We start from the raw sequence: 14,279 nt of genomic DNA on the forward strand, positions 1-14,279 counted from the left end.
GATACGACAGCGCGAGTGCCCGGCGGTGTCGGTCGCGTTCCCTAGACTCGGAGCATGTCGCTCACGCTCGATTCCTCGTTGGAGGATGCGCTCGGTGCGGCGTCTGCCAAGACGCTCAGACGCGCTTTCGGCATGCAGAACGTGGGCGACCTGCTCTCGCACTACCCGCGGCGCTACGCCGATCCGGGTGAGCTCACCCCGATCCGCGACCTTCCCCTCGGCGAGACGGTGACCATCGTCGCCGAGGTCCTGTCGTCGAGCTTCCGACGCATGCGCAATCGGCCGGGGGCGATGGTCGACGTGGTCATCGGCGATGGCATCGGGCGGATGTCCCTCACGTTCTTCGCGAAGAACGTCGGGGCGGCGGAGTGGCGTTCCAAAGACCTCGCCGTCGGGCGCCGCGGCGTGTTCTCCGGCAAGGTGGGGGAGTTCAACGGCGTCACCCAGTTCGCGCACCCCGAGTACGAGCTGTTCGACGATGAGGATTCCGCCCGACGGAGCGCTGATGCGCGTGCGGCGGTTCCGATTCCGATCTATCCCGCGACCTCGGCGATCCAGACATGGCAGATCGCTCGACTCATCGGTCGGGTGCTGGACGATCTCGAGAGGGTGCCCGACCCGCTCACGGCCGAGATCAGGGAACAGGAAGAGCTGCTCACCGCCGACGAGGCACTCGAGCGGATCCATCGCCCACGCACGCGCAATGACATCGATCCGGCGGTTCGCACCCTCCGCATGCACGAGGCGCTCACGCTGCAGACCGCGCTCCTGCAGCAGCGCGATGCGGTGCGCGCGCTCTCCGCGACGTCGAGGCCCGCTCGGCCGGGCGGCCTTCTCGAGCGGTTCGACGCCGCGATGCCCTACACGCTCACGCCGGATCAGGAGACCGTCGGGGCGCAGATCGCCGCAGATCTCGTCGGCTCATGGCCGATGAACCGGCTGGTTCAGGGTGAGGTCGGTTCCGGCAAGACGCTGGTCGCGCTGCGAGCGATGCTGCAGGTGGCCGAGAGCGGCGGACAGGCGGCGCTGATCGCTCCGACAGAGGTGCTGGCCGGCCAGCACCTGCGCTCGATCGCGAAGATGCTCGGTCCCGACCTCGCCCCACAGCTGATGCCGACACTGCTCACGGGCCAGCTTCCGGCCGCGGAGCGACGCAAGGCTGCGCTCCGGGTCGCGTCGGGTCAATCGCTCATCGTCGTCGGCACGCACGCGCTGCTCGGCGAGAAGACGACCTTCGCCGACCTCGGCCTCGTCGTGGTCGACGAGCAGCACCGGTTCGGCGTCGAGCAGCGGGAGGCCCTCCGCGCGAAGGGGTCGAGTCCCCACGCGCTGGTGCTCACGGCGACCCCCATCCCGCGGACGGTGGCGATGACCGTGTTCGGCGACCTCGACACCTCCGTCATCCGCACGATGCCGGCAGGTCGCGCGGGCATCGAGTCGTTCGTCGCCCCGCTGGCCGAGCACCCCGGATGGTTCAACCGCGTCTGGGAACGCGCTGCCGAGGAGATCGCCCAGGGGCGGCAGGTGTTCGCCGTGTGTGCGGCGATCGACACGACGAAGAAGACCGCGGAGCCGGCTGATCCCTCCGCTCTGGTGCCGGAGGGTGCATCCGGTCCCCGTTGGGGTGTGGTGCAGCTCGACGAGGCGCTCGCGACCCATCCCACTCTCGGCGGCATCCGTCGCGCGGTGCTCCACGGCCGGATGCCGTCCGATGAGAAGGATGCCGTGATGCAGGCCTTCGCCCGGGGAGACATCGACCTGCTGCTGGCCACCACGGTGATCGAGGTCGGCGTCGATGTCCCGAACGCGTCCACGATGATCGTGCTCGACGCCGACCGATTCGGCGTCTCCCAGCTGCACCAGCTGCGGGGGCGCGTGGGTCGCGGCGGTGTCCCCGGGCTCTGCCTGCTGGTCACCGAGGCCGAGTCGGGCTCGCTCGCTCGAGACCGTGTCGACGCCGTCGCGGCGACGCTCGACGGTTTCGCTCTCGCCGAGGTCGATCTCGAGCTGCGGGGCGAGGGCGACGTGCTCGGTGCGGCGCAGGCCGGCGTCCGCTCGTCGCTCAAGCTGCTGCGCGTGGTCAAGGATGCGGGTCTCATCACCCGCGCCCGTGAGGTGGCCGAGACGATCCTCGCGGCCGACCCGACGCTCCAGCAGCACCCGGGTCTTCATGACGCCATCGCGCGGCGGGTGACCGATGAAGATCGTGCGGCGCTCGCGAAGAACTGACTTCCGTTCCTGCCCTAGGCTGGTGGCATGAGCAGCCGGATCGCCGTCGTCCCGGGTTCCTTCGATCCGCCGACCCTGGGTCATCTCGATGTGATCCGCCGGGCAGCAGCCCTGTATGACGAACTGCACGTGCTGGTGGTGCACAACCCCGGCAAAGAGGCGATGCTCCCGATCGCGCAGCGGCTTTCTCTCCTCGAGCGTTCGATCGCCGAGGACGGCATGCCCGGCAACATCGTGATCGGTTCGTGGAGCATGGGACTCCTCGTCGACTATGCGCGCGATGTCGACGCGGGCGTGCTCGTGAAGGGCATCCGCTCGCAGATCGACGTCGCCTACGAATCGCCGATGGCGATCGTCAACCGCCATCTCGCCGACATCGAGACCGTGTTCCTCCTGCCGGATCCGTCTCATGCGATGGTCTCGAGCTCGCTGGTGCGTCAGGTCGCCTCGCTCGGCGGCGACGTGACACCGTTCGTTCCTCCCGCGGTGGCAGACTTCCTCGACACCGGTGGGCGCGGCATCTGAGTCCTCCCCGAGGACGACGGTCAGCCCGGCCGCAGGTGCAGCCGAGTAGCATGGAACAGTGCGCTCTCGAATGAACGGCCCTTTCGTGCTTCCCGTCCGTGACATCGTCCGACGTCCGGGAGAGATGCGGGAACACGAGTTCACCGTGGCTCTCAAGGAGACGTGGGGGGAGGGAATCGTCACCTTCGAAGCGGGCTCGGACATCGATCTCGATGTGCGCCTTGAGTCGGTCCACGAGGGCATCCTGGTGTCCGGAACCGCCGATGCGGAGTACGTCGGAGTGTGCGGCAGATGCCTGATCGACATCGCCCGGCCCGTCGAAGTCGAGTTCCAGGAGCTTTTCGCGTATCCTGGTGAGGAAGAAACTGACTTCGAGGTTCAAGACGACCACGTGGATCTTGAAACTCTCGTCAGGGATGCGGCCGTATTGTCGCTTCCTTTTCAGCCGGTGTGTCAGCCGGATTGCCCGGGTCTCGACCCGAAAACGGGTGAACGACTGGCCATGAGCACCGGAACGGAGCAGGTGGCTCCCATCGATCCTCGGTGGAGCGCGCTCCAGAACATCACAGACCAAGACGGCACGGAAGAATCTCGTGCCGCCGAGAAAGAAGAGAGCTAGTCATGGCTGGTAACCCCCCGAAGCGCAAGGTTTCCCGTTCGAACACCCGCTCGCGCCGCGCGCAGTGGAAGGCGGCTCCCGTCGCCCTTGTGAAGACCATCGAGAACGGCCAGGTCGTCTACAGCCGTCCCCACCAGGCGAAGGTCGTCACCGACTCGCAGGGCACCGAGCTCTTCCTCGAGTACAAGGGCCGCAAGGTCGCCGACGTCTGAGTCGCGTACCGTGACGGAGGTCCCCGGGGGGACGAGACCTCTCCCAGATAAGCTCCGCGTCGATATCGACGCGGAGCTTCTGGAGTTGGCCCTCACCCACCGCTCCTACGCGTACGAGCACGGCGGGATCCCGCACAACGAGCGCCTGGAGTTCCTCGGCGACTCGGTGCTGGGTCAGGCCGTGACGGTGATGCTCTTCACCACGCACCCCGACCTCGACGAGGGGGAACTGGCGAAGCGGCGCGCGAGCGTCGTCTCCACCGTCGCTCTCGCGGAGGTCGCTCGCGGCATCGATCTCGGCAGTCATCTGCTGCTGGGACGCGGCGAGGAGCAGACCGGCGGTCGGGATAAGGATTCGATCTTGGCCGACACGATGGAAGCCGTGATCGGCGCCACGTATCTGTCGGCCGGCCCCGAGGCCGCCACAGCGCTCGTGCTGCGGTTGACCAAGCCTCTGCTCGCAGATCCGGAACGCTACGGCGCGGCCATGGACCCGAAGACCAGCCTGCAAGAGCTCGCCGCTCGCGTCGGCGCGACGCCTCCGCAGTATTCGGTGGAGGCGAGCGGCCCGGATCACGACCGCCGCTTCACCGCCACGGTGTCTGTCGGCGACGTCAGCATGACCGGCCGCGGCAGCAGCAAGAAGACGGCTGAGATGGCGGCGGCCCTCAGCGCCTGGCGCACGCTCAGCGAGCGTGCCTGAGCTTCCCGAGGTCGAGGTCGTCCGCGCCGGCCTCGAGCCGGCCGCCGTCGGTTCCCTGATCACCTCGGTCAGCGTCTTCGATGAGCGTGCGCTCACCCGCCACACGGCCGGTGCCGCCGATTTCGTCGGCAGGTTGGAGGGGAGGAGCTTCACCGCGGCTTCCCGCCGCGGAAAGTTCCTCTGGCTCCCGCTCGACGATTCCCGGTCGGCATTGATCGCACATCTCGGCATGAGTGGACAGATGCTGCTTCGGGCACCGACCGCCGGTGCGGAACGGCACGAACGCGTGCGCATCGGCATCGAGCACCCCGCGCACGGCGAACTGGCCATCGTTTTCGCCGACCAACGCACCTTCGGTTCTCTCGCCGTCGACGCTCTGATCGACGACGGGGAGTCGCCGATCCCGACGCAGGTCGCGCACATCGCGCGTGATCCCCTGGACGAGAAGTTCGACGACGCGGCGTTCCGCGCGGCTCTCGCCCGACGCGGCAGCGCGATCAAGCGGGTCCTCCTGGATCAGGGCGTCGTGAGTGGGATCGGGAACATCTATGCGGACGAGTCCCTCTGGGCGGCCCGCATCCATCCGGAGACACCGGCGAATCACCTATCCTCCCGGGCGGTCCATCGCCTGTTGGCGGAGGTGCGGATCGTGCTCGCGAAGGCACTGGCCGAGGGCGGGACGAGCTTCGACGCGCAGTACGTCAACGTCAACGGGCAGGCGGGTTACTTCGCGCATTCTTTGAATGCCTACGGCCAACAGGGCAAACCCTGCCCGCGCTGCGGAACGGCTATCGTGCGCGAGAGCTTCATGAACCGGGGCTCGCACTTCTGCCCGTCCTGCCAACGACGCCGCTGACCTGCTTCCGACGGAGCGGGTCGACGGCGTCGAGGTCGGTCACGCCGGCTGGAACGCTCCACGGAGCAGCGGACGGGTCGCCCAGGTGCTCGCCCAGACGGTGCCGATCCCCACAGCGACCACGGCGGCGATCGTGAGGAGCGAGAGCGGTGCCGTGATCAGGGCGATCCCGATCAGGGGGATCACGAGGACGGCCGCGACCAGCGCCGAGCCGATCGCCGTCACCAGTAGCGGTGACATGATCGCACGCCTCCGTGCGCGGTCCACGGTGTCCAGCGGCATGCCCAGATGGTGGAGGCTGCGGTGCAGCTCGCGCTGATCGAGCACGTCGGACGCCTGGTTGACTCCGACGGATGCCGCCACCATGAGGAACGAGCCGATCAGGGTGATGATGAGCCCGGTGCGGATGTCGCCGGCGAGGGCGAAGTCGGACTCCGACGCCTCCGGCCCCGTCATCACGTTCATCAGTGCCACGCCCGTGCCGGCGAAGACAGCCATGAAGCTCGCCATCGCGATGCCGCCCACCTGCCGCCACGCGGCTTTCGGGGAGTCGAGGACAAGGCGTGCGGCGAGCAGCCGTTCCGGCTGTTCGGCGCGGCGAAGCTGGCGTGTCGCCGTCACCTTGAGGACCCACGGACCGACGACGTTGAGTACGGCGAGCGCGGCGGCGAAGAGCCCGGCCAGGACGACGATGGTCGTGACCAACCCGCCGATGGAGGGGAAGACCTTGATGAGCACCACGGCGATCGCGATGGCGCCGGCCGCGATCAGTGCGCGGATCCAGTGCACGTTGCTGGTCGTGGCACGGGTGCGGACTCCGAGCGGGGAGATCACCACACGACGAAGGCCGACGACCGCACTCGCCGAGGCGAGGAGGAGCACACTCGCGAGAACCATCGCGATCTGAGCCGGGGGCAGCACGACCGCGCCGAAGCCGAGTGCCTCACCGCGGAACGGGATCAGCCCGATGAGCGGACTCAGCGCGAGGTGGCCGACGACACCGGCGAGGGCTCCGACTGCGGCCACCAGAACGGACTCGGCGACGGTGGCGACCGTGACCCCTGCGGGGGAGACCCCGAGCAGACGCAGGGTCGAGAGGCGCTCATCTCGTCGCCGGGCAGAGAGTCGGGCGGCTGCGCCGCCGAGCGACATCAGCGGAACGACCAGGAGGACGAGCGCGATCGCAGCTAGGGCCTGGTAGACGGGGGCCTCAGGATCGGTCCAGCCCCAGAACGACTGGGCGCCGCCGATCACCGTCAACACCAGGGTGGTCACCACGCCGAACGCGACGACGGGAAGGGCGAGAACGCTGTTCTGCCCGGGGGCGGGGCGCAGCAGCAGCACGAGGACGTTGCGGTTCACGCGGCCACCGCCGAGGAGACGATGCGTCCGTCGCGGACGGCGATCGTGCGAGTGCAGCGACTGGCGACCTCGGGGTCGTGGGTGACCACGACGAGGGTCCGACCCTGGCTCGTGGTCGACCACAGCAGGGCGTCCATGACCTCGGACGACGTGCGCGAGTCGAGTGCGCCGGTCGGTTCATCGGCGAAGACGAGCTCCGCGCCGGTCGCCTGCGCGCGGGCGATCGCGACGCGCTGTGCCTGACCGCCGGAGAGCTCGCCGATCCGGCGGTCCTCCATGCCCGCGAGTCCGAGCGCGGCCAGCCAGGACGCCGCGTGCTGGATGGCATCCTGCCTACGGATGCCGTTGATCATCGAAGCGAGGGCGACGTTCTCCACTGCCGTCAACTCCGGGATGAGCAGTCCCTGCTGGAACACGAATCCGAACCGCTCACGGCGCAGACGGGAACGCGCGGACTCGTTGAGCGCGGTGATCTCGATCGGAGCGCCCTCTGCGGGGCGGAAGAGGACGCTGCCCGCATCGGGTGCGGTGATTCCGGCCAGTACGTGCAAGAGGGTCGTCTTGCCCGAACCCGAGGCGCCCATGATCGCGACGGACTCGCCGCGGTGGATCGCGAGATCGACTCCGGCGAGAGCGCGCGTCATCCCGAAGGTCTTGGTCAGGGCATGGGCTTCGATCACGGGGATGTTCATATCTCCACTTTCGTCACCGCGCCGGCGAGTGTCGTCGCTCCGGCGGATGAGGATGCGGACCCGGCCTCATCCTCCAGAATGAGATCGGGTCCGCACGCCCATCAGAGCTTCTTCTGCCACGCTCCGGCGTACGAGACCGGACGGAAGCCGATCTTCTCGTTGATGCTGAGCATGGGGCGGTTCTCCTCCGCATTGAACGTGGAGACGACGGGCGATTCCGGCATCAACTCCTGCCACCGGAGAAGGTTGACGCACTTCACGACCGTCCCGAGCCGATGGCCTCGGTGGTCTTTCGACACCAGGGTGCCGTACTGATGGGTGACGCCGGTGCGGTCGGTCCCGATCAGCAGCTCGTTGTAGGCGACGATGTCCCCGGTGGGGACGTGCTGCACGGCCACGACCGAGACGACGCGCCCGGACTCCATGATCCGTGCATCTCGCCGCGCCACGCGATCCGCATCCCACACCTCAGCGACGAAGTCCATCTCGCCGCTCGGGGCGTCCGTCGACAGCCGCGCGAGAATGTCGGCGTATCCCGCGCGCAGTTCCGGAGGCGTCGGAAGCATCCATTCAAGGGTGCGGTACTCCGAACCGGCGTGAGCGTTCGCCTCCGCCAACGCCGTGCGCAGAAGCGTCGGGTCGGAATGCAGGTCGAACTCGCTGTTCCGTTCGACCTGCTCGAGCGTGTATCCGGCGGATTCGGCGAGATCGCTCAGGGGTGTGGCCGGAATCCGGCCCCACCCCGTCCGCGGCTCGAGCATGCGCTCGGCTTCCTCCGGCCGGTGCAGGCTCCACAGCTGCACGACGCTGCGACCGCGCGCCCGGGCCTCGTCCTCGGCGTGCGCCAGCAGCGCATTCTCGATTCCGCGGCCCCAGTTCGCCTCGGGCACCAGCATGTCGATCTCGCCGGCGTTCGCCTCCTCCTCCTGCGCGAAGGAGATGGTCACCATGCCGACGATCTCGCCGTCGACGCGGGCGACGAAGCCGCGGTCCAGCGAATCGGTGTCGTCCTGCCAACCAGGCAGGACCTGTGCGGCCTCCAGAGCGAGTCCGGGAAGTCCGACCTGCTCATCACAGATCTGACGGTTGAGCTCGCCGTATGCGCGGAACTCCGCTGCCGTGTCGTCGTCGATCGAGGCCGGCACGATCAGGGGAGTGATCGTCGGTTCAACGATGGTCATGTCAGTCCTTACTGTGGGGGTTCAACGGGAAGGGGGGATCGTCGTCCGCTGGTTCCGAGAATCAGCGGATCCCGCGCTGCAGGGCGAATGCCGTGAGGACGCCCAGTTCATGCTCGGCGCGGCGACGCTGTTCGGTGATCAGCAGTTCCGCCGACTCGATGTGCACGGTGCGACGTTGCCGCCGCGGGCGCTGAGATCGCTGGAGCAGCCACAGGCCGATCCGGAGGGAGATGCGATCTGAGAGCGCCAACCGGCGGAGCTCGTCGTCGCGGGGGATCTGGAAGACCTCGCGGTCCTCGGTATCGGGCGGGTGGGTGATGTTGCGGCGCAACGTGGTGTTCACGAGAGAGTCCTTTGAAAGAGGTGAGGGAGTGCAAGAGCAGGAGGCGTCGCGCGCCGGTGGGGCGCGTGACGCGTGGGTGCGAGGGTGGGCAGCATTCGGGCCACGGGACGTGGGCGCCGAATGCGGCGAGATCCGTGATCCGGACGCGGATCAGAGGGTGGGGCGCGGGTGCACCGACCGGAGAAGGCCCACTATGGGCCGAGATTCTCGGGGTGCGCTGCTACGAGAGCGCGCTGAAGCGGACGCCGGCGGTCACCGAGAACGCAGGGCGCGGCACGAAGTGCGCTGGCGCTTTGAGGCCAGTGGCCTGTGCGTTGAGCTGAATCATCATCATCGGTAACCTCCTTTCGTGCGTCGATCCGGAGGACACGGTAGCGAACTCCGTCGGGCAGCGTCAAGCATTTTCCTCTCCCACGGCGTGTCGCCGAGCGGTACCGGTTCGATGAACGCCCGCGCGGGATGACGGCTGAGGCCCGGGATTCCGGTAGCGTAGCGGCGTGATTCTCCCCGGACGAGCGGTGCCCGCATGCATCTGAAGAGCCTGACGCTCAAAGGGTTCAAGTCGTTCGCGCAGCCGACGAGCTTCGTCTTCGAACCCGGCGTGACCTGCATCGTCGGTCCGAACGGATCCGGCAAGTCGAACGTCGTCGACGCCCTCGCCTGGGTGATGGGTGAGCAGGGCGCGAAGACGCTCCGCGGCGGCAAGATGGAGGACGTCATCTTCGCGGGTACCTCGACGCGGGGCCCTCTGGGGCGCGCCGAAGTGCAGCTGACGATCGACAACGCCGACGGCGCCCTCCCGATCGAGTTCGCCGAAGTGACGATCAGTCGCACGCTGTTCCGCAACGGGTCGAGCGAGTACGCGATCAACGGCGAAGGATGCCGACTCCTCGACGTCCAGGAGCTGCTCAGCGACTCCGGACTGGGTCGGGAGATGCACGTGATCGTCGGCCAGGGGCGCCTCGACACGGTGCTCCAGGCTTCTCCGGAAGACCGACGAGGCTTCATCGAAGAGGCGGCGGGAATTCTCAAGCACCGCCGCCGCAAGGAGAAGACCCTTCGCAAGCTCGACGCGATGGAGGCGAACCTCACGCGTCTCAGCGACCTGGCGGGGGAGATCCGCCGTCAGCTCAAGCCACTCGGTCGCCAGGCCGAGATCGCCCGGGAGGCGCAGACGATCGCTGCCGTCGTGCGAGATGCGAAGGCGCGGATCTTCGCGGACGACGTCGTCGCGTTGCGCACCGCCCTCGCCGACCACACCCGCACAGAGCACGAACGCCACACGGAGCGGCTCGTCCTCTCCGACCAGGCAGAGACGGTGCGAGCGAGCATCGCGCGGCTCGAACAGGATCAGAACTCGGTCGCCGTCGATCAGGCTCGGAGCGTGGCCTTCGGTCTGGAGCAGGTTCAGGAGCGTATGCGCGGGTTGTACACGCTCGCGAACCAGCGCCTGGCACTGCTCGGTTCCGAAGACGACGACGCCGCCGTCACCGCCGTCACGGTGACCCAGGCCACGATCGACGAGGCGAAGGAGGAGATAGACGTGATCTCCGCCGGCCTCGGCGACGCGCAGGACGCCGCCGCGTCAGCGAGCCGGGACGTCGTCCATGCCCGGGCCGAGCTCGACACGCTCGATGTGGACATCGCCGAGCAAAGTGCGCTCGTGTCGGAGTACGACATGCGTCTCTCGGCGCTGCGCGGTACGGCCGACGCCGCGGCATCGGCTCTCGCCGCCGTGCGCGGCGCGGTGCTTCGCCAGGAGAACGCACTGGAGGCGGCGAACGCGCGCAGGCGCGAGGCGGCCGAGGCGCTCGAGGCGATCGACGATGCCGAAGCGCCCGAGGGCACCGCCGTCGAACACGCAGCGGCCTACGACAGTGCGCAGCGAGCGGCGACGGCCGCGGAGGCCGAGCGGGAGACTCTGCGGGAACGGCTGCACGCGGCTGAGCGCGAGGTCGACTCACTGACCGCGAAGGCCGCAGCCCTGAGCAGTGCTCTGGCGCTGTCGGGCGGCGCCGCCGAGATCGTCAAGGCCGGCGGTAAGGGCGTTCGCGGACTCGTCGGAGACGCCGTTCAAGTCCGCGCCGGCTTCGAAGCGGCCATCGCCGCTGTGCTCGGCCCGCTCACCGAGGGCGTACTGATCGACACCGCCGCCGATGCGTTCGCCCAGGCTGCGGAGGCGGCCGAGAACCGCCGGGGAGTCGTCGACTTCGTCGTCGCCGACGCACTGCGTCCGAAGCCGGTGGCCGCTCCGATCGAAGGGGTCACACCCGCGGTCGAGACCGTGACGGCCCCCGATGGTGTGCTGGGCATCCTGTCGCACGTGCTGATCGCGGACGATCTGGATTCCGCCCGTGCCGCGCGCACCGCGCTCGACGGCGCAGGGGATACATCGACGACGATCGTGACGGTCGGCGGAGACGTGATCACCGCCCAGACGCTGCGCACCGGATCCGGGGGCGAGCGATCTCGTCTGGAGCTCGCGGCCGAGCGGGATGCGGCGGCCGAGCGGCTGGCAGAGATCCAGATCGTGGTGGACTCGCTGCGCGAGGCGCGTGAGGACGCGAACGAAGCGGTCGAGACGACCAGACGACAGGCCAAGGACGCGCTCCGCGCACTGCGCGAGCACGACGCGGCCCTCGCCACCCACGCCGAGCAGGTGAACCGGGTCACCGTCCGCCACGAATCAGCGGTGGCCGAGTGCGAGCGACTGGAGACCGGACTCGCACAGGCGCAGGCCGCGGTATCCGATGCCGAGGCGAAGGCGGAGACGGCCAAGGCAGCGCTGGACGAGGCGATCGCGGCTCCGCGTCCCGTCCTCGACGCCTCTGCGCGAGACGGGCTGCTCGAAACACTGGAGCTGGCGCGCGAGGGCGAGGTGCGGGCGAGGCTGGAGATCGAGACGCTGCGTGAACGCGTGCGTGCGGCTCAGGCGCGGGTCACGAGCCTCGAACGGCAGCGCGAGCAGGAGCGCGACGCCGCGGCCGAAGCGGCGCGGCGAGCGGTCATCCGTCGTGCCCAGCGCGAAGCGGCGTCGGGCGTCGCGGAGGAGCTGCCGCGAATCCTCGATTCCCTCGACCGGTCGGTCACCGAGGCCCGCGTGGCCCTGGCCGAGGCGGAGGCCGCGCGTTCGGCCCAGAACGAGGAGCTCGTCGGGCTCCGCGCTCAGGAGACGTCGCTGCGGGAGCGCCTCGCGGGTCTGACCGAAAGCGTGCACGGCCTCGAGCTGCAGATCCACGAGAAGAAGCTGCACCTCAACAGTCTGCTCGAGCGCGTGTCGTCGGAACTCTCCCTCGACGAAGATATTCTCGTTGCGGAATATGGCCCGGATCAGCTGGTACCTCGTGATCCGGGAGTCGAACCCCCGGCGGATGAGCTGCTCGACGACACGGCGATCCCGTTCGATCGTCGCATCCAGCAGCGCCGGCTGGCCGACGCCGAGCGCAAGCTCGCCCAGCTCGGACGCGTCAATCCGCTGGCGCTCGAGGAGTTCGCGGCGCTCGAGCAGCGCCACGCCTTCCTCACCGAGCAGCTGGCCGACCTCACGCAGACGCGCCAGGACCTGCTGACGATCATCGCCGACCTCGATGAGCGCATGCAGACCATCTTCGCGAGTGCCTTCGAAGACACGAAGGAGGCTTTCGGCCAGGTCTTCCCGCTGCTGTTCCCTGGCGGCACGGGGAGCATCTCCCTGACCGATCCCGAGAACATGCTGACCACCGGCATCGAGGTGTCGGTGCGCCCCGTCGGGAAGAAGATCGAACGGCTGTCGTTGCTCTCCGGTGGGGAGCGTTCACTCGCCGCGGTCGCCCTGCTCGTGGCGATCTTCAAGGCGCGGCCGAGCCCGTTCTACATCCTCGACGAGGTCGAGGCCGCGCTCGATGATGCGAACCTGGGTCGCCTGCTCACGGTGTTCGAGCAGCTGCGCGAGAGCTCGCAGCTCCTGATCATCACGCACCAGAAGCGCACGATGGAGATCGCTGACGCCCTCTACGGTGTCTCGATGCGCCAGGACGGCGTGTCCGCGGTCGTGGGACAGCGTGTGGGGGATCGCGCCGCAGCTGCCGTCTGACCCGCCTCGCTCGGGGAGGCGTTTTTCGGCCCGCGCTACCCGTAGGCTGGAGGGATGGCGGAGAAGTCCTGGTCTCTCGGTCGCGCACTGCGCGGCATGTTCGTCAAGCCCACCATCGATGAGACGACGTGGGAGGACCTCGAGACCGCCCTCATCACCGCGGACTTCGGCCCCGACATCAGTGAGCGCGTCGTCGACGAACTTCGGGCCAAGGTCGACAAGTACCGCACGACCGATCCTCGCGACCTCCAGCGCATGCTCCGCGAGACTCTCGAGGAGCACTTCGCGAAGTTCGACACGACGCTCAAGCTCACGGAGCGTCCGGCAGTCGTGCTGGTCGTCGGCGTCAACGGCGTCGGCAAGACGACGACCATCGGAAAGTTCACGAAGTTCCTGCGTGGGTACCAGCGCAGCGTGGTCGTCGGCGCCGCGGACACATTCCGTGCGGCAGCTGTCGATCAGCTCGCCACCTGGGCGCAGCGCGGGGGAGCGGCGATCGTGCGCCCGCAGCAAGAAGGGCAGGATCCCGCATCCGTGGCCTTCCAGACCGTCGAGTACGCCAAGCGCGAAGGCATCGAGATCGCGATCATCGACACCGCCGGGCGTCTGCACACCAAGGGCGGGCTCATGGACGAGCTCTCCAAGGTCAGGCGCGTCATCGAGAAGCAGGCTCCCATCAGCGAGGTGCTGCTCGTCCTCGATGCCACGACGGGCCAGAACGGCGTGATGCAGGCCGAGGCTTTCCTCGAGCACGCGGGCGTCACGGGCCTCGTCCTCACGAAGCTCGACGGGTCGGCCAAGGGCGGGTTCGTGCTCGCTGTCCAGGAGCGCACGGGCATCCCGGTCAAGCTGCTCGGCCAGGGCGAGGGAATCGATGATCTCACCGGATTCACCCCCCATGTGTTCGTCCAATCGCTGGTCGGTTGATGACGGGACTACCGCAGTGAGCACGAGGCTGGTTTCATAGCGTTATGGCGATCGAACACGACTACTTCGGACTCCTGTCCTCGGGCCCCGACGGCTCGATCTTCTGGTCGGAGACCGTCGAGCTCGGAGACCAGAGCGTCACCGTCGACCTGACCGCTCCGGACCAGGACGACGTGTCGTCGGACGCACTGGACATCGCCGCGGGTCTGATCGCCGGACTGGAGAACGTCGACGACACCGCACGTCGCGGCATGCTCGCCGAGGTCGATGACCGCACGAGCGAGGTGACCGAGTACATCCTCCAGCAGCAGGAGGCATACGGCGACGAACTCCCCGAGGTCCTCGTCGATGTGTCGGGGGATGCGGCCGTGGACATCATCCGCTCGCTGCGACTGATGAGCATGACGATCCTCGCCGACGAGCACGGCGGCTCGGAGCCGTTCGCAGTCCTCGAATATGCCCTGGACGACAGCTCATCCGATGATGTCCTGCTCGTGAACCTCGGCTCGGACGGCACCGTGCAGTCGGTGATGAGCGCCGACTGAGCCGCCGCCCCGG

13 protein-coding genes are annotated in these 14,279 nt (G+C 68.2%); 9 read left to right on the top strand and 4 right to left on the bottom strand.

Annotation, left to right across the window (positions count from 1 at the left end):
• Nucleotides 1-54 precede the first annotated feature (54 nt).
• The 6 genes from DW298_RS17735 (at nucleotide 55) to mutM (ending at nucleotide 5,144) form a co-directional block, all read left to right on the top strand.
• Nucleotides 55-2,229, top strand: a complete 2,175-nt coding sequence (locus tag DW298_RS17735; RefSeq protein ID WP_136043791.1) for an ATP-dependent DNA helicase RecG — start codon at nucleotides 55-57, stop codon at nucleotides 2,227-2,229.
• 27 nt (nucleotides 2,230-2,256) lie between these two features.
• Entirely contained in the window at nucleotides 2,257-2,754 is a 498-nt protein-coding gene (gene coaD, locus DW298_RS17740) for a pantetheine-phosphate adenylyltransferase (protein WP_136043793.1), read from the top strand.
• 70 nt (nucleotides 2,755-2,824) lie between these two features.
• Entirely contained in the window at nucleotides 2,825-3,373 is a 549-nt protein-coding gene (locus DW298_RS17745; RefSeq protein WP_136044039.1) for a DUF177 domain-containing protein, read from the top strand.
• Nucleotides 3,374-3,375: 2 nt separating this feature from the next.
• The gene (gene rpmF, locus DW298_RS17750) at nucleotides 3,376-3,585 is read left to right on the top strand and encodes a 50S ribosomal protein L32 (protein WP_017830754.1); all 210 of its coding nucleotides are present in this window, start codon (nucleotides 3,376-3,378) and stop codon (nucleotides 3,583-3,585) included.
• Between the two features lie 10 nt (nucleotides 3,586-3,595).
• Nucleotides 3,596-4,288: a ribonuclease III gene (gene rnc, locus DW298_RS17755; RefSeq protein ID WP_136043795.1), complete on the top strand. Its 693-nt coding sequence runs from the start codon at nucleotides 3,596-3,598 to the stop codon at nucleotides 4,286-4,288.
• A complete protein-coding gene (gene mutM / locus DW298_RS17760) occupies nucleotides 4,281-5,144 on the top strand; it encodes a bifunctional DNA-formamidopyrimidine glycosylase/DNA-(apurinic or apyrimidinic site) lyase (RefSeq protein ID WP_136043796.1) in 864 nt (287 codons plus the stop codon). Before rnc ends, mutM begins: the two co-directional genes overlap by 8 nt.
• Before the next feature lie 39 nt (nucleotides 5,145-5,183).
• Here the strand turns inward: mutM and DW298_RS17765 are convergent, their stop codons facing one another.
• The 4 genes from DW298_RS17765 to DW298_RS17780 all read right to left on the bottom strand — a co-directional run bounded on the left by DW298_RS17765 (nucleotide 5,184) and on the right by DW298_RS17780 (nucleotide 8,722).
• A complete protein-coding gene (locus DW298_RS17765; RefSeq protein ID WP_136043797.1) occupies nucleotides 5,184-6,506 on the bottom strand; it encodes an FtsX-like permease family protein in 1,323 nt (440 codons plus the stop codon).
• Nucleotides 6,503-7,198 carry an ABC transporter ATP-binding protein gene (locus DW298_RS17770; RefSeq protein WP_136043799.1) on the bottom strand — a complete coding sequence of 232 codons (696 nt, stop codon included), beginning with the start codon at nucleotides 7,196-7,198 and terminating at the stop codon, nucleotides 6,503-6,505. The genes DW298_RS17765 and DW298_RS17770 overlap by 4 nt, the downstream gene beginning before the upstream one ends.
• Nucleotides 7,199-7,299: 101 nt before the next feature.
• Nucleotides 7,300-8,379: a GNAT family N-acetyltransferase gene (locus DW298_RS17775; RefSeq protein ID WP_136043801.1), complete on the bottom strand. Its 1,080-nt coding sequence runs from the start codon at nucleotides 8,377-8,379 to the stop codon at nucleotides 7,300-7,302.
• 61 nt (nucleotides 8,380-8,440) lie between these two features.
• The gene (locus DW298_RS17780) at nucleotides 8,441-8,722 is read right to left on the bottom strand and encodes a hypothetical protein (RefSeq protein WP_136043803.1); all 282 of its coding nucleotides are present in this window, start codon (nucleotides 8,720-8,722) and stop codon (nucleotides 8,441-8,443) included.
• A 526-nt stretch (nucleotides 8,723-9,248) separates the two neighbouring features.
• Between DW298_RS17780 and smc the strand changes: the two genes are divergently transcribed.
• The 3 genes from smc to DW298_RS17795 are packed head-to-tail and all read left to right on the top strand — an operon-like array spanning nucleotide 9,249 to nucleotide 14,266.
• The gene (gene smc / locus DW298_RS17785) at nucleotides 9,249-12,794 is read left to right on the top strand and encodes a chromosome segregation protein SMC (protein WP_136043804.1); all 3,546 of its coding nucleotides are present in this window, start codon (nucleotides 9,249-9,251) and stop codon (nucleotides 12,792-12,794) included.
• Nucleotides 12,795-12,848: 54 nt separating this feature from the next.
• Nucleotides 12,849-13,721 carry a signal recognition particle-docking protein FtsY gene (gene ftsY / locus DW298_RS17790; protein WP_136043805.1) on the top strand — a complete coding sequence of 291 codons (873 nt, stop codon included), beginning with the start codon at nucleotides 12,849-12,851 and terminating at the stop codon, nucleotides 13,719-13,721.
• Between the two features lie 44 nt (nucleotides 13,722-13,765).
• Nucleotides 13,766-14,266, top strand: coding sequence for a DUF2004 domain-containing protein (locus DW298_RS17795; protein ID WP_136043807.1), 501 nt, complete (start codon nucleotides 13,766-13,768; stop codon nucleotides 14,264-14,266).
• Nucleotides 14,267-14,279: the final 13 nt, after the last annotated feature.

The sequence above is a fragment of the Microbacterium sp. A20 genome (assembly GCF_004794515.1).
Classification (GTDB): domain Bacteria; phylum Actinomycetota; class Actinomycetes; order Actinomycetales; family Microbacteriaceae; genus Microbacterium.

Bases quoted from the DNA above. Each gene is read 5' to 3' on its own strand.
- DW298_RS17735 (WP_136043791.1), top strand. From the start codon at position 55: ATGTCGCTCACGCTCGATTCCTCGTTGGAGGATGCGCTCGGTGCGGCG.
- coaD (WP_136043793.1), top strand. From the start codon at position 2,257: ATGAGCAGCCGGATCGCCGTCGTCCCGGGTTCCTTCGATCCGCCGACC.
- DW298_RS17745 (WP_136044039.1), top strand. From the start codon at position 2,825: ATGAACGGCCCTTTCGTGCTTCCCGTCCGTGACATCGTCCGACGTCCG.
- rpmF (WP_017830754.1), top strand. From the start codon at position 3,376: ATGGCTGGTAACCCCCCGAAGCGCAAGGTTTCCCGTTCGAACACCCGC.
- DW298_RS17770 (WP_136043799.1), bottom strand. From the start codon at position 7,198: ATGAACATCCCCGTGATCGAAGCCCATGCCCTGACCAAGACCTTCGGG.
- DW298_RS17775 (WP_136043801.1), bottom strand. From the start codon at position 8,379: ATGACCATCGTTGAACCGACGATCACTCCCCTGATCGTGCCGGCCTCG.
- smc (WP_136043804.1), top strand. From the start codon at position 9,249: ATGCATCTGAAGAGCCTGACGCTCAAAGGGTTCAAGTCGTTCGCGCAG.
- ftsY (WP_136043805.1), top strand. From the start codon at position 12,849: ATGGCGGAGAAGTCCTGGTCTCTCGGTCGCGCACTGCGCGGCATGTTC.
- DW298_RS17795 (WP_136043807.1), top strand. From the start codon at position 13,766: ATGGCGATCGAACACGACTACTTCGGACTCCTGTCCTCGGGCCCCGAC.